General features: G+C 71.4%; 7 protein-coding genes and 1 riboswitch. All 7 genes read right to left on the bottom strand.

The features are described 5' to 3' along the window. Positions 1-234: 234 nt before the first annotated feature. Positions 235-4,044, bottom strand: a complete 3,810-nt coding sequence (locus HW445_RS06065; protein WP_180219990.1) for a S8 family serine peptidase — start codon at positions 4,042-4,044, stop codon at positions 235-237. 453 nt (positions 4,045-4,497) lie between these two features. Further along, positions 4,498-6,789: a M4 family metallopeptidase gene (locus tag HW445_RS06060; RefSeq protein ID WP_180219989.1), complete on the bottom strand. Its 2,292-nt coding sequence runs from the start codon at positions 6,787-6,789 to the stop codon at positions 4,498-4,500. A 490-nt stretch (positions 6,790-7,279) separates the two neighbouring features. Next, positions 7,280-9,022, bottom strand: a complete 1,743-nt coding sequence (locus HW445_RS06055) for a M4 family metallopeptidase (RefSeq protein WP_180219988.1) — start codon at positions 9,020-9,022, stop codon at positions 7,280-7,282. A gap of 283 nt (positions 9,023-9,305) precedes the next feature. Then, positions 9,306-10,673, bottom strand: a complete 1,368-nt coding sequence (locus HW445_RS06050) for an L-serine ammonia-lyase (protein WP_180219987.1) — start codon at positions 10,671-10,673, stop codon at positions 9,306-9,308. A 191-nt stretch (positions 10,674-10,864) separates the two neighbouring features. Continuing rightward, the gene (gene glyA, locus HW445_RS06045) at positions 10,865-12,136 is read right to left on the bottom strand and encodes a serine hydroxymethyltransferase (RefSeq protein WP_218956624.1); all 1,272 of its coding nucleotides are present in this window, start codon (positions 12,134-12,136) and stop codon (positions 10,865-10,867) included. A 5-nt stretch (positions 12,137-12,141) separates the two neighbouring features. Continuing rightward, positions 12,142-12,519 carry a glycine cleavage system protein GcvH gene (gene gcvH / locus HW445_RS06040; protein ID WP_151771138.1) on the bottom strand — a complete coding sequence of 126 codons (378 nt, stop codon included), beginning with the start codon at positions 12,517-12,519 and terminating at the stop codon, positions 12,142-12,144. A 67-nt stretch (positions 12,520-12,586) separates the two neighbouring features. Continuing rightward, a complete protein-coding gene (gene gcvT / locus HW445_RS06035; RefSeq protein WP_180219986.1) occupies positions 12,587-13,720 on the bottom strand; it encodes a glycine cleavage system aminomethyltransferase GcvT in 1,134 nt (377 codons plus the stop codon). A 162-nt stretch (positions 13,721-13,882) separates the two neighbouring features. Then, positions 13,883-14,005, bottom strand: a riboswitch (glycine riboswitch). Positions 14,006-14,238 lie beyond the last annotated feature (233 nt).

The raw sequence follows: 14,238 nt of genomic DNA, 5'->3' as shown, positions 1-14,238 counted from the left end.
TCGGAGGGACCCATACGCGCACTCCTCACGGGAGGGAAGTCCGTCGCGGCCAGGGTAGGGCCGCGCGCGCCCTCGCGGGTGGCAGCCGTTCCCCCGGGGCCGGGCCCGCGGCCGTCAGCGCTCGACGACGTCCACGTCGCGCAGTCGCGCAAGCCCTTGGGGGAGGAGTCGCGCGACCCCTCCCCCAAGGACGTCCGGCCCGCGGCCGTCAGACCGGGCCCACCCTCACCCGGCTCATGGAGCGAGACCGAAGGCCCGGACCACGGTCTGTGTGACGCCGCCGCCGTTGTGCTGCCCGGCGGTGACCCGGACGGACACGTGGTCGGCCCCGGGGGGCGCGGTCAGAGCCGCGCGCCAGGCACCCTTCCTCTCCTTCAGGTCGTGCTTCCGCCAGGTATCCCCGTCGTCGTAGGAGACCTCCAGCGTCAGCGACGACACCGCGTCCTGCGGGGAGGAGCCGCCGAGCACGTGGGGCCTGATGGTGAAGCCGGTTCTGCGTTCCGCCCGCCCCTCGAGGTCCAGCTCGGTCTCGTAGTCCAGCTGGACGAGGGGAATCCGTTGCGGGGTGGCGACGGAGGCGGAGGTGAAGCGCCACTCGGTGCGGGTGGTGGTGGAGTAGGGACTGAGGGCGTCCAGGCCCGTCGTGTCGACGACCATCCGGTACGGAAGCCGCTCCGGTGCCAGACCGCCGGTGCCGACCCAGGCGTACGGGCTCATGGAGAGCTGCCTGTCACCCTGGTGGAACGAGGTCAGCTGTGTGCCGGTCGCGCCGCCGTGCGCGGCTCCCGCGTCGCCGTACCCCTCGACGCCGGCGGTGAACGAGCCGTCCGGGTTGCGGACCAGGACGCCGTCGTCGAGCATTCGCGGGCGCACGACGGGGCTGAACCAGCGGTCCTCCTGTCTGCTGCCGCCCTCATAGGTCCTGGTGTCGGCACGCAACGGCAGGTCCTCCAGGAGCGTGAACTCCTGCCACGTGACGCCGGGGCCGGCGGAGACCCAGTCGGTGCGCGGTCCCGGGGAGACCGGCTGCCCCTCGAACGGAAGGCGTACGGCCTTGCCGGGCTGATAGGCGGACCTGCCCTGCCAGTGGTACGGGGGATAGTCGTCCCGGTGCTCGAGGCCGTGCTTCCCCGGGGCCAGGGCGAAGTACTGGTCGATCCGGGCGAGGCTGCCGGGGGCGGTGTCCGCGGAGGGATCCTCGGGCACCGCGCCGATGTGGTAGTCGGCCAGGTCGTACAGGTAGTCGGGGGTCGGGTGGGACTCGATCGTCAGAGCCACCCGCTCGCCGCGTGCCGCGGTGATTCCCTCGATCAGTTCCTCCCCCTCCTCCGAGGTGACCGAGGCGACCGGGACCGACCCGGACTCGGTGGAGCCCGGCCGGCCGAACCATTCGTACATCCGGCCGGCCCCCTGGTTGACGACCAGGAGCAGCGCGGCGCCGGCCTCCGCCGCCGCCGCGGCCTGGTCCGTGGCCGTCACGCTGCCGCCGCGCACGACCACGGCTTTGCCGCGGGCGGAAAGACCCGAGTAGGCGCCCGTCGAGCCGTCGTCGGCGAAGAGGGCCGTCAGTCTCGATCTGCCGTCCGGCAGGTCCGCGGCCCCAGGCTGCGGAAGCGGGTCGTGGAGACGCTGTCCGCCACGGGAGATCGTCAGGGGCGTCTGCTCGGCGCGGAACCTGGTGCCGAAGGCGAAACTGCCCTTCCGCACCTTGCTCCCGGTCGGCAGGGCCCACACGCTGTCGTGGGCGGGGGAGGGGAACAGCGCGTCGAACACGGCTCCGGCGCCGGGCTCGGGTTCGGAGGCGGTGAAGGAGCGCCAGACGTCGATCCTGCTCCTGAGGGCGAGGGTCGGTTGTGGAGTGTCCACCTTGACCTGACGCGCCCGCGAGGCGTCGAGCACCACCTCGCGGTCCTTGCTCAGGTCGACCTCCGGCTCGACCAGTATCGCGGTGCCGAGGGAGCCGGGCCCGTGGAGTCCCTCCACCTCCGGGTAGCTCTGGAGCGTGTACGTGCCGGGGGCCCAGCGGCTGGTGAGCCGCCCGTCCTCAGGTATCCACACGTCGGTCGTGACCCCGTTGTCACCGGCGATGCGGACCGACCCGCTCATGGGCAGTCCGGCGCGGTCCCGCAGACGGATCGTGAGGTTGTGCTTCTCGGGTTCGACGGAGATCCCCACGGCCGTGTGGAGGGTCGTCCGGCCGCCCGCGGTGCTGCTCGCGACGACCTGCGCGGCGTACCGGCCCGGAGCGAGCCCGCTCGGGTCCACCACCACCTCGGTGCGCGCGGTGCCGTGCGCGGGAACGGTCACCTGGTCGGCGCCCAGTGCGAACGCCTGTGACCCGGCGCCCTCCGCGTCGACGGAGAGGTCCAGGGTGAGAGGGCTGTCCGCGGTGTTGGTGTAGGTGATCTCGCGCCGGACAGGCTCTCGTTGCGCGCCGGGCGACCAGGGGATGAGCCCCGCGTCCACCGACCCGGTCGCGAAAGCCTCGGCGTAGTACGCGGCGGGCACCACCACCCGGCCGGTCCCGGCCTGGTAGACGCTGTGCCGCGGGGTGCGCATGCTGGTGCTCATCAAGGCGTCCTTGATGTCCTGCGCCGACCACCCGGGGTGCTTCTGCGCCAGCAGAACGGCCGCCCCGGCGACCTGCGGGGTCGCCATGGAGGTGCCGTCGAGCGTCATGTAGTAGCCGTCGCCCCCGTCCTTGAGGTACTGCGAACGCGCTGCCAGCACGCCCACACCCGGTGCGGTGATGTCGGGCTTGAGGCCGTCGTCGAAATGGCGCGGTCCGGCACCGGAGAACTCCGCGAGCTCGTCGGACCGGTTCACCGCGCCGACGGTGAGCGCGGCGTCCGCGGTTCCCGGTGAGGTTACGCTGTACGGGCCAGGTCCCTCGTTGCCCGCGGCCACGACGAAGAGCGCGCCGGTCTCGGCACTCAGCTCGTCGAGGGCGATGCTCAGCGGGTCGTTCTGGGCGTGGCGGGCCGCGTCACCCAGGCTCATGCTGATCACCTTGGCGCGTTCGGTCCGCGCCGCCCATTCCATGCCCGCGATGATCCAGGAGTCCAGCCCGTACCCCTTGTCACTGAGGACCTTGCCCACCAGCAGATCGGCTTCCGGGGCGACGCCCCGCTCCTGGCCGTCCGAAGCGGCCCCCGTTCCCGCCAGGGTGGAGGCGGTGTGGGTCCCGTGCCCGCCGCGGTCCGTGACGCTCTCGCCCGGGACGAAGCTCCTGGACTTCACGATGCGCTTCTCGACGTCCGGGTGGGTGGCGTCGATACCGGAGTCCAGGACGGCCACACGGACCCCGGCCCCGGTGCCTCCGGACGCCCAGGCGGCCGGGGCGCCGATCTGCGCCGTGCTCTCGGTGAGCGAAGCCTCCGCCCTGCCGTCGAGCCAGACCTTGTCGACACCGGCGGCGAAGGGGGCGGTCCCGGGGGTGGCGGGAGCGCCGTTGGCCCGGCCCTCCGACGGGGTGCCCTTGCGCCGGGCCGGACCGGTGAGGGCGGACCAGAAGGCGGCGGCCTTCGAGCGGCGGGTGCGGACCGCCTCACCGCGGATGGAGGGAAGGCTCAGCGTGGACTCCGTACCCGGCAGCGCGGAGGCCGGTTCCCCGGCGGCCTCGTCCTTCGGGGCGTCGGACCCGAGGGCGGCCGACCCCTTCGTGCGGGTGAGGATCAGCGGAAGGTCACGGGTGCTCCTGTCGTCGTAGCCCTGGGCCAACAGCTGGGTGACACCGAAGAGTTCCCTGTCGAGCCGGCCGGCCGCGATGTAGGGGACCGCCTCGTCCGGGTAGACGTAGGTGTTCCCGTTCTCCGACGAGACGCGCACCGAGCCGGTGGCGCCCGGCGCTCGCTCCACGCTCACTTCCGGAGCGGTCCCGGGGCGGCCCGGAGTCACCGTCACCTTGTCACCCGTGATCAGGGTCACCGTGGCCGGTGCTCGCTGGGGGCCGCTGGTCGCCCCCGGGTTCGCCGCGGGAGCAGGTGCGGGAGGCTCGGCGCCGTGGGCGGCGGCTGGAGGCAGCAGGGCGAAGACAAGCGCCATGCCCACGCACGTGGCAGGTCTTCGGACAGAGGAGAGCAGCAACAGCAAACTCCTGGATCGTGAAATGACTGATCGTCTGACTTCGGCGGCAATGTATATGGCCTGAATGACACGGAGGCGACGAGTTCTGGCGCATGCTCAGGCGCATCGATCGGAAATCGCGTGGGGGGTGGCACCATGAATGAAGGAAAGGTGCACGAAGATCGGTAAAGTCCGGATTGGCTGCCGCGGAAATGGGCTTTCCCTATTTCCCGTGCCGCCGGCGGACGGAGGAAAGCAACGGCCGGGACGCGAAGAATTTACTCGTGCGCAATATCGTCGACCGGGCGGACCGTTCAGCCGGAAAACCGTCGCAGTGGAGCGTTTCCAGGGGACGATGCGTGCGTCGGAAACGACGCGGGCGGCGCCCTGCCCGGCCGGACAGGGCGCCGCCCGCGGTGGCGGAACGAACCGTCAGAAGGTCAGGCTCCAGCTCACGAGTGTTCCGGTGTCCAGGTCGAAGATGCCCGGGGTGCCGTCGACGACGCGCAGCTTCCAGGTGCCCACCGCGGGAACCGCCGAGGCGTCCACCGTGTAGGTCGCTCGCAGGTCGGGTCTGAGCTCCCAAGGGCCCCAGGGCTTGACCGGTACGACGGTGCCGTCGGGGGCGATCAGGTCGATGACCATGGCGTTGCCCATGGCGTGCGTGATGTCGACCGTGACCTCGAGGTCGCCCGGCGCGTTGACCGGCCTGCCCCGGACGGTCATCGGGGACTCGGCGGTGCCCTTCTCCGGGATCAGGTACCTGGTGGGATTGACGAAGAAGTGGCCGCCGGATTCCAGCGCGGCCCAGGTGAACGACAGCTCCCGGGTGTCTCCCGCCGCGTTGGTGATGGAGATGACCGAGTCGGAGTCACCCGCCTTCTCGGGCGTGCCGGTGATCAGGCCGGTGACGCGGTCGATCGACAGACCCAGCGGCAGCGACTTCGCCGCGAAGGTGAGTGGCCCGGGACGCGTGCTGGACGCGGCGATCCGGCGGCTCACCGGCTGTCCGACCGCGACCGGCTCGGTCTGCGGCGGGTCGACGGCGATGTGGTTGACGTACCCGTTCCCGAGATTGACGGCCGCCCAGGCGTTGGCCACCGCCTCGTAGGCGTCGCTGCCCGCACCGAAGAGGTCGGCCGCGGCCTGGAGCGTCGCGGTCCGCGCGCCCGGGTAGTCGGTGGTGCTGGTCATGTAGACGGTGAGCGCGCGGTACATGACGTCGGTGGCGTCGTGCAGACCGATGCCCGCGACCGGCCGGCCGTCGTAGGTGGGGCTGTCGTACTCCACTCCGTTGATCGTCTTCTGTCCGCTGCCCTCGGCGAGCAGGTAGAAGAAGTGGTCACCGACCCCGGCCGCCATGTGCGACTCGGCCTTCTTCGTCTGGGGAGTCCAGTAGTCCAGGGGGACGTATCCGTAGTATTCGCCCGCCCTGGTGGGACGGTCCATGTACCGGATGGGCTGCCCGTTGCCGCGGATGTCGACCAGCTCGGCCTGCATGTAGTCGGGAACGTCGTGGGGGTTGTCGGCGTGGAACTCCACGGCGGTGGCGAACATGTCGCTGATCGCCTCGTTGAGGGCGGCGGATTCCCCGAAGTCGCCCAGCCCGGCCGTGGACGAGGTGACACCGTGCGCCATCTCGTGCGCCGTGACGTCCAGCGAGGTGACCGGGTGGAGACCGTCCCTGCCGTCGCCGTAGCTCATGCAGAAGCACTCGTCCTGCCAGTTGGCGTTGGCCAGGTGCACGCCCTCCTGGGCCTGGTAGTGGACCCGGGAGGTGCTGCCGCGACCGTCACCGGCTATGCCGAGCCGGTCGAACCGGTCACGGTAGAAGTCCCACGTGGTCTGGACGCCGTACGCGGCGTCCACCGCCGCGGTCTCCCGGTTCGCGGCCGTGCCGTCGCCCCAGACGTCGTCCGGACCGGTGAACAGGACACCGCGGTGGTTGCCGGTGGAGTCGAGCGTCCGCTGGCCGCCGCGCTCGGGGTCGACCAGGGCGTAGGTGCCGTCGTCCTGGCGGGTGGAGCCGATCGTGACCTTGCCGCTGTACTGGCTGTGACCGTCGGCGAGCCGCACATGTTCGGCGTTCCCCAGGACGGTGCCGTCCGCGGCGTCGGACACGACGTGGCGTTCGCTGGGGGAGCCGTCCTGCTGCAGGCCGGTGATGACGGTCTCCCATGCGAGCTTCGGCCGTCCGTCCGTCATCCAGACGACCAGACGCGGATCCTTCTTCGCGTCGCCCTTCCGGGTGCCCTCGTCCGCGGCCTTGCCCAGGGCGGCCTTCCTCGCCGTGGCGGCCGGCACCTCGGCCGCCGTGGTCGACAGGGCCGGCTTCGCCGTGGAGGCGTAGGTGACGGTGTGGTCCCCGCCGTGACGATGGATCACCAGGTCACCACCCAGGACCGGCAGACCGGCGTAGGTACGCTCGTAGCGGGTGTGGACCGTGCCGTCGGCGTCCTCGATCACGTCCTTCGGGACCAGCTTCTCCCGGGGGCCGAGATCGAGCGAACGAGCGGTCTCCGCCGCCGTGACGGCGGCCCGGTCGAGCAGCTTCCTGCGCTGTCCGGGCGACAGGTTCGCGGATCCGGCGCCCGGCCTGGCGGTCGCCTCGATCTGCGGGAGCGCCTTCACGCCCCGTGCCCGCTCGGCGGCGTGAGCCGCCGGCGCGGTGTCCGCCGAGGCCGGCAGCGAGGAGAGCGCGAGTGCCACGGCTGTGATCGCCACGGTGGCGGCCAGGCGCTGTCGGGGCCGGTGCGACCCCTGTGGGGACGCGGTCCGATTGCTCAGGGAGTTCACTTCTGGATCCATTTCGCTTCGTCGTTCGTCGGGATCGGGAGTCGCGGGCGCGAGGCGGAGCGTGGAGCGGCTCGCGACCGCCGGTCGGCCCGTCCGCGGTACGCACCGCGCCCTCGCCGCGGCGTGATCGCCGTGGGACAAACGGATTCCGGCGGGGAGTACGCGCGACTGCGCGGGTGCGAGCCCGGGGGCGGTGCGGGTGCGGCCAGTCGGACCGGGACCGTGCGGGATACGGACCGGGGCCGGGGACGCGCTCATCGGCGCGCCGATGCCGCGCGGCCCTTCCCGGCGCCGCGCGCCGAACCTGGCATCCGTACCCGGACGGCCGGCGGCCCTCCTCCGCCCGTGCGGCGGTTCAGGTCACCCCGAACCGCCCGAACAGGCCGAGCCGGTGGGCCGGCCCCGCCGTCGGTCGTCGTCAGCCGTTGGCCGCGGTGACATTCACCGCGGCCCAGGCCTTGTCCACCGTCGCGTACTCGGCGCCGCCCTGGCCGTAGAGGTCTGCGGCGGCCTGCAGCGTCGCCGTACGGGCGTCGTGGAAGTCGGTGCTGGAGACCATGTACCGGGTCAGCGCCTGATAGAAGATCGCCACTGCCTTGTCGCGGCCGATGCCGGTCACCGTGGAGCCGTCGTACGTTGGCGAGTCGTACTCGACACCGTTGATGGTCTTGCTTCCGCTGCCCTCCGCGAGAAGGTAGAAGGCGTGCGAGGAGACACCCGATCCCGCGTGCACCTCGGTCCGGGGGGCGTTGGGGCTCCAGTAGTCGACGGCGCCCTCCAGCACGTCCAGCGACGGACGGTCGAGCCGACGCAGGAAGCCCTGCTGCAGACCGAGGTCCTCACCCACCATGTAGTCGGGGGCGTGATCGGCGGTTTGCGTGCCGAACTCCACGGCGACGGCGAAGATGTCGGCCAGTGACTCGTTCAGCGAGCCCGACTCGCCGATCTGGTCGCCGTACACGCTGTACTCGGTCTCCAGGCCGGCCGTGGCCGACACCACACCGTGCGTCAGTTCGTGTCCGGTGATGTCGAGCTGGGTCAGCGGCTCGGCGAAGAACACTCCGTCGCCGTCTCCGTAGACCATGCACCAGCAGCCGTCGCTCCACCCGGCGTTGCCGTAGTCGGTCCCGTAGTGGACGACGCCGGCCGGGCCGACGCCGTCGTCGCGGATGCCGGTGCGGCCCAGCGCGTTCTCGTAGAAGTCGTAGGTCGACGCGAGCCCGTACTGGGCGTCCACGCCGGCGGTGTTGGTGTCGGACGTGGTGCCGTCGCCCCAGGTGTTGTCCGAGTCGGTCATCGTGCTCGAGCCGGAGAGGAGGCGTGACGCCGTCAGGACCCTGTTCCTGGCGTTCCTGATCTCGGCCTTGCCGCGAGTGCCGTCGACCAGGGCGTAGGACGACGCGGCGGTTCGCGTGGTGTTCAGCGACACCGTGCCGCTGTACATCGACAGTCCGGTTCCCACGGCCGGCGCGGGGTAGGTGGCGCCGGGCTTCTCCGGCTTCGCCGCCGCAGAGTTCCCGTCCACCGACGGTGTGGCGCGCCCGTCCAGGGCCTTGAGTCTGCTCTCCAGTCCGGGGGAGATGAACCCGTCCAGGGCGGCGGCCTCGCTCACCACGCCTCCCGTGATCGCGTCGAGCACGACCGTGCGGGACGCCGTCGTGTCGCCGTTCACCGCCACCTCGACCTCGTAGGCCAGGACGCTCGTGCCGTTCCGGACGCGCACGATCAGTCGGGGTGCCGACGCCCGGCCCTTGGACACCACCGAAGTGGCCTTGCCGCGTGCCTGCTCCGCCGTCACCTCCGCTGTCACGGTCGGGACCGAGACGGCCTGGTCGGAGGCCCGTGTCACTCCGAGGTACGCGGAGGACGCGGTGAGGTGGACGACGATGTCGGCACCCACGACGGGGAGGTCCCGGTAGGTCTGCGAGAAGCGCACGTGCCGCTTGCCGTCCCGGTCGGTCATGACGTCCTTGGCGACCAGTCCGCTCCGGTCGGTCAGACCGGTCTCCGAGGCGTGGGCGAGGGCCGCGGACCGAGCCGCGTCGGCGATCGCGGTGTCGGCGGCCGTGGTACCCGCGACCGCGGTCGTCGTGATCGACGCCGAGGCCGCGGTGGCGAGGGTGACCGCGATCGCGATCTTGGATATCAGAGGAGCGCGCATGTAAGGGCTGTCCTTCTTCCCGAGGTCCTGGCGCGCCGGGCGATCGACGTGCTCCGCGCCATTGGTGGGAGCATGCCAATCGAATGTTGCTCTTGGATTGCCGGACGTTAAGAAGGTCGAATGCGTCGCCGCTTTCGGCCCCTGATTTCCTCGGCGGACTCGTGCACCGGAGTGCGAAACGGAATCTTCACCTCCTGGTCGACTCCCGTTCGTCCACGCATTCGCGGTCGGAGCGGGAAGGAGGTGAAGCGCCGCATTGTGCCGAAAGGCCAGGAGGGGCGTATCAGCACTCGATGATGTTGACCGCGAGCCCGCCCCGCGCCGTCTCCTTGTACTTCACCGACATGTCCGCGCCGGTCTCCTTCATGGTCTTGATGACCTTGTCGAGGGAGACCTTGTGCGATCCGTCGCCCCGCAGGGCCATCTTCGCGGCGGTCACCGCCTTCACCGCGGCCATGCCGTTGCGCTCGATGCACGGGATCTGGACCAGGCCGCCGACCGGGTCGCAGGTCAGGCCCAGGTTGTGCTCCATGCCGATCTCGGCGGCGTTCTCCACCTGCTCGGGGGAGCCGCCCATCACCTCGGCGAGGGCGCCGGCCGCCATCGAGCAGGCGGAGCCGACCTCGCCCTGGCAGCCGACCTCGGCGCCGGAGATGGAGGCGTTCTCCTTGAAGAGCATGCCGATGGCGCCCGCGGCGAGAAGGAAGCGGACCACGCCGTCCTCGTCCGCGCCCGGCACGAAGTTCAGGTAGTAGTGCAGGACGGCGGGGATGATGCCCGCGGCGCCGTTGGTGGGGGCGGTGACGACCCGGCCGCCGGCCGCGTTCTCCTCGTTGACCGCCATGGCGTAGAGGGTGATCCACTCCATGGAGTGGGCCAGCGGGTCGCCGGCCGCGCGCAGCTGGCGGGCGGTGACGGCGGCCCGGCGGCGGACCTTCAGACCGCCGGGGAGGATGCCCTCGCGGGACATGCCGCGGTCGACGCACTCGCGCATCACGCGCCAGATGTCGAGCAGACCGGCGCGGATCTCCTCCTCGGTGCGCCAGGCCTTCTCGTTCTCCAGCATCAGCGAGGAGACGGACAGGCCGGTCTCCCGGGTGAGGCGCAGCAGCTCGTCGCCGGTGCGGAAGGGGTGCTGGAGCACCGTGTCGTCCAGCTTGACGCGGTCCGCGCCGACGGCCTCCTCGTCGACGACGAAGCCGCCGCCGACCGAGTAGTACGTCTTGTGGAGCAGCTCCTCGCCGCCGTGCCCGTAGGCGGCGACCGTCATGCCGTTGGCGTGGTACGGGAGCGCCTCGCGGCGGTGCAGGACCAGGTCGGTGTCGAAGTCGAAGGCGATCTCGTGGTCGCCCAGCAGGCGCAGGAGGCCGGTCTCCTTGATCTTCTCGACACGCTCGTCGGCCGACTCCACGTCGACGGAACGCGGCGAGTCGCCCTCCAGGCCCAGCAGCACGGCCTTGGGCGTGCCGTGGCCGTGCCCGGTGGCGCCCAGGGAGCCGTAGAGCTCGCAGCGGACGGAGACGGTGGCCTCCAGCAGGCCCTCGTTGCGCAGGCGGGCGGCGAACATGCGCGCGGCACGCATCGGGCCCACCGTGTGGGAGCTGGACGGGCCGATGCCTATCGAGAACAGGTCGAAGACCGATACGGCCACGTCGACTCCTCGTTGAATCGTTGGCTGTGGGGTGGGGGGAAGGGCGCGGGGCGCCCCGTCCACCAGGCGGTGGTGGGCGGGACGCCCCACAGCACGTACGGGAATCGTACGTAATGCCCCAGGCGGTGCGAAATCCGCACGCGCCGTGCGGGGACGGTTACAGCGTTGCCGGGATCACAGCGTCGCCGGGATCACAGCGCCGGGTACAGCGGGTGCTTCGCGGCGAGGGCCTCGACCCGCGCCCCGAGGGCGGCGGCCGTGTCGGCCGGGAACGGCGACGGGGCCTTCAGCGCCTCGGCGATCACGTCCGCGACCTCGGCGAAGTCCTCGGCGCCGAAGCCGCGGGTGGCCAGCGCCGGGGTGCCGACGCGGAGCCCGGAGGTCACCATCGGGGGCCGCGGGTCGTTGGGGACCGCGTTCCGGTTGACGGTGATGCCGATCTCGTGGAGCCGGTCCTCGGCCTGCTGCCCGTCCAGCTCGGAGTCGCGCAGGTCGACCAGGACCAGGTGGACGTCCGTGCCCCCGGACAGGACGGAGACGCCCGCCGCGGTGACGTCGTCCCGCACCAGGCGCTCGGCCAGGATGCGGGAGCCCTCCAGGGTCCGGCGCTGACGGTCCTTGAACTCGTCGGAGGCCGCGACCTTGAAGGCCACCGCCTTGCCCGCGATCACGTGCTCCAGCGGGCCGCCCTGCTGGCCGGGGAAGACCGCGGAGTTGATCTTCTTGGCCAGCTCGGCGGTGGAGAGGATCACACCGCCGCGCGGGCCGCCCAGCGTCTTGTGGGTGGTGGTGGTGACGACGTGGGCGTGCGGCACCGGGCTCGGGTGCAGGCCCGCGGCCACCAGGCCCGCGAAGTGCGACATGTCCACCATCAGGTAGGCGCCGACCTCGTCCGCGATCCGGCGGAACGCGGCGAAGTCCAGCTGCCGCGGGTAGGCCGACCAGCCGGCGACGATCAGCTTCGGCCGCGACTCCTTGGCCAGGCGCTCGACCTCGGCCATGTCGACCTGGCCGTCCTCGCCCACGTGGTAGGGCACCACGTCGTAGAGCCGGCCCGAGAAGTTGATCTTCATGCCGTGGGTCAGGTGCCCGCCGTGGGCCAGGTCGAGGCCCATGATGGTGTCGCCCGGCCTGATCAGGGCGTGCATCACGGCGGCGTTGGCCTGGGCGCCCGAGTGGGGCTGCACGTTGGCGTGCTCGGCGCCGAAGAGCTCCTTGAGGCGGTCGATCGCGATCTGCTCGATCACGTCGACGTGCTCGCAGCCGCCGTAGTAGCGGCGGCCCGGGTAGCCCTCGGCGTACTTGTTGGTGAGCACCGAGCCCTGGGCCTCCATGACGGCGACCGGAGCGAAGTTCTCCGACGCGATCATCTCGAGGGTGGACTGCTGGCGCGTCAGCTCGGCGTCGATCGCCGCGGCGACCTCGGGGTCGAGCTGGTGGAGGGGAGTGTTCAGGGTCGACATCAGGTTCAGTTCCCGGCGAACTCGGTGTACTCGTCGGCGGAGAGCAGGTCGCTCGGCTCCTCGGAGAGGCGGACCTTGAAGAGCCAGCCGCCCTCGAAGGGCTCGGAGTTCACCAGGGACGGGTCGTTGACGACGTCCTCGTTGATCTCGGTGACCTCGCCGGAGACCGGGGAGTAGAGGTCGGAGACCGACTTGGTGGACTCCAGCTCGCCGCAGGTCTCGCCCTCGGCGACGCTCTCGCCGACCTCGGGGAGCTGGGCGTAGACGACGTCACCGAGCGCGTCGGCCGCGAACTTGGTGATGCCGATGGTGGCGACGCCGTCCTCGACGGGCGACAGCCACTCGTGCTCCTTGCTGTAGCGCAGGTCCGTGGGGTTGCTCATGACAGAAATTCTCCTGTACGCGGGGAGTGTCCGAGGGAACGGGAAAACGGGAGGGGCGCCGGAAGGGTTACTTCTGGCGCCGGTAGAACGGCAGCGCGACGACCTCGTACGGCTCGTGGGTGCCCCGGATGTCGACGCCCACGCCGGCCGTGCCGGGCCCGGCGTACGCGGCGTCCACGTAGGCCATGGCGATCGGCTTCCCCAGGGTGGGGGAGGGGGCGCCGGAGGTGACCTCGCCGATCACCTCGCCGTTCGCGACCACCGGGTAGCCCGCGCGGGGGACCCGGCGGCCCTCCGCGACCAGGCCGACCAGCTTGCGCGGCGGGTTCTCCTCCGCGCGCGCGGCGGCCTCGGCGAGGGCGGCGCGGCCGACGAAGTCCCCCTCCTTCGCGAACTTCACGACCCGGCCGAGCCCGGCGTCGAAGGGGGTCAGGGAGGTGGAGAGCTCGTGGCCGTACAGCGGCATGCCGGCCTCCAGGCGCAGCGTGTCCCGGCAGGACAGGCCGCACGGGATCAGGCCCTCGGCCTCGCCCGCCACGGTCAGCGCCCGCCACAGCTCCTCGGCGTGCTCCGGGGCGGTGAACAGCTCGAAGCCGTCCTCGCCGGTGTAGCCGGTCCGGGCGATCAGCGCCGGGACGCCCGCCACGGTGCCGGGCAGGCCCGCGTAGTACTTCAGGCCGTCCAGGTCGGCGTCCGTGAGGGAGGCCAGGATGCCGGGGGAGGCGGGGCCCTGGACGGCGATCAGGGCGTAGGCGTCCCGGTCGTCGCGGACCTCGGCGTCGAAGCCGGCCGCGCGCTCGGTGAGCGCGTCGAGGACGACCTGGGCGTTGGAGGCGTTGGCGACCACCATGTAGGTCCGCCGGCCGGCCTCGCCGTCCGCGAGGCGGTAGACGATCAGGTCGTCCAGGATGCCGCCGTCCTCCCGGCAGATCATCGTGTACCGGGCGCGGCCCGCGCCGACCGAGGCGATGTCGCCGACGAGGGCGAAGTTCAGCAGGTCGGCCGCCTGCGGGCCGGTGACGGTGATCTCTCCCATGTGGGACAGGTCGAACAGGCCGGCGCTCGTGCGGACGGCGTTGTGCTCGTCGCGCTCGGAGCCGTACCGCAGCGGCATGTCCCAGCCGGCGAAGTCGGTCATGGTGGCGCCGAGCGAGCGGTGCAGGGCGTCGAGCGCGGTGTGACGGAGGTCGGAACTGCTCATGGCGGACTCCCGGTACGGGCGAGGGCGTGACGGTGGGGTGTTCCTCCCCATCTGTCATCGGAACCTGAGAGGTTCGCCATGACCGCCGGCCGTGGACGGGCGGTGTCAGGGCTTGCACCGTGGGTGGGACCGCCGCGGGGGCGGACCGCTTTTCAGATGTGCCTCGCCCGCGCGGTGACTGGGCCTGAGAGATTCAAGGGAGGGACTTGCTCCTTCGGCGCCCGGGCCGACCGCACATCTGGGAAGACGTGGGTCCGGGGTCCGGGACTCTCCCGCGCGGATTCAAGCGGCCGGTATGCAGTTGACGCGCTCATCATCGCACGGTCCCCCGGGACCTGGCGGACCCCCCGTGTGTTGCGGGACTGTGGCGGGAACCGGGCGGAAATGAGACGGCCGCCGCATTACCTTCTCTTTACACTTGAGGGGGATGCTTCAGGTCCCGAACCCGAGGGGGAGGACGACCACGTGAAGAGGACGATCGCCGGCACCGGGTACGCGGTGCCCGTGACCGGACCCGG

The sequence above is a fragment of the Streptomyces sp. UH6 genome (assembly GCF_013421635.1).
In the GTDB taxonomy this organism is placed as follows: Bacteria; Actinomycetota; Actinomycetes; order Streptomycetales; family Streptomycetaceae; genus Streptomyces; species Streptomyces abyssomicinicus.
This window is presented reverse-complemented; position numbering and strand designations above follow the sequence as displayed.

Coding starts and splice junctions, on each gene's coding strand:
- HW445_RS06065 (WP_180219990.1), bottom strand. CDS start 4,044: ATGGCGCTTGTCTTCGCCCTGCTGCCTCCAGCCGCCGCCCACGGCGCC.
- HW445_RS06055 (WP_180219988.1), bottom strand. CDS start 9,022: ATGCGCGCTCCTCTGATATCCAAGATCGCGATCGCGGTCACCCTCGCC.
- glyA (WP_218956624.1), bottom strand. CDS start 12,136: ATGTCGACCCTGAACACTCCCCTCCACCAGCTCGACCCCGAGGTCGCC.
- gcvH (WP_151771138.1), bottom strand. CDS start 12,519: ATGAGCAACCCCACGGACCTGCGCTACAGCAAGGAGCACGAGTGGCTG.
- gcvT (WP_180219986.1), bottom strand. CDS start 13,720: ATGAGCAGTTCCGACCTCCGTCACACCGCGCTCGACGCCCTGCACCGC.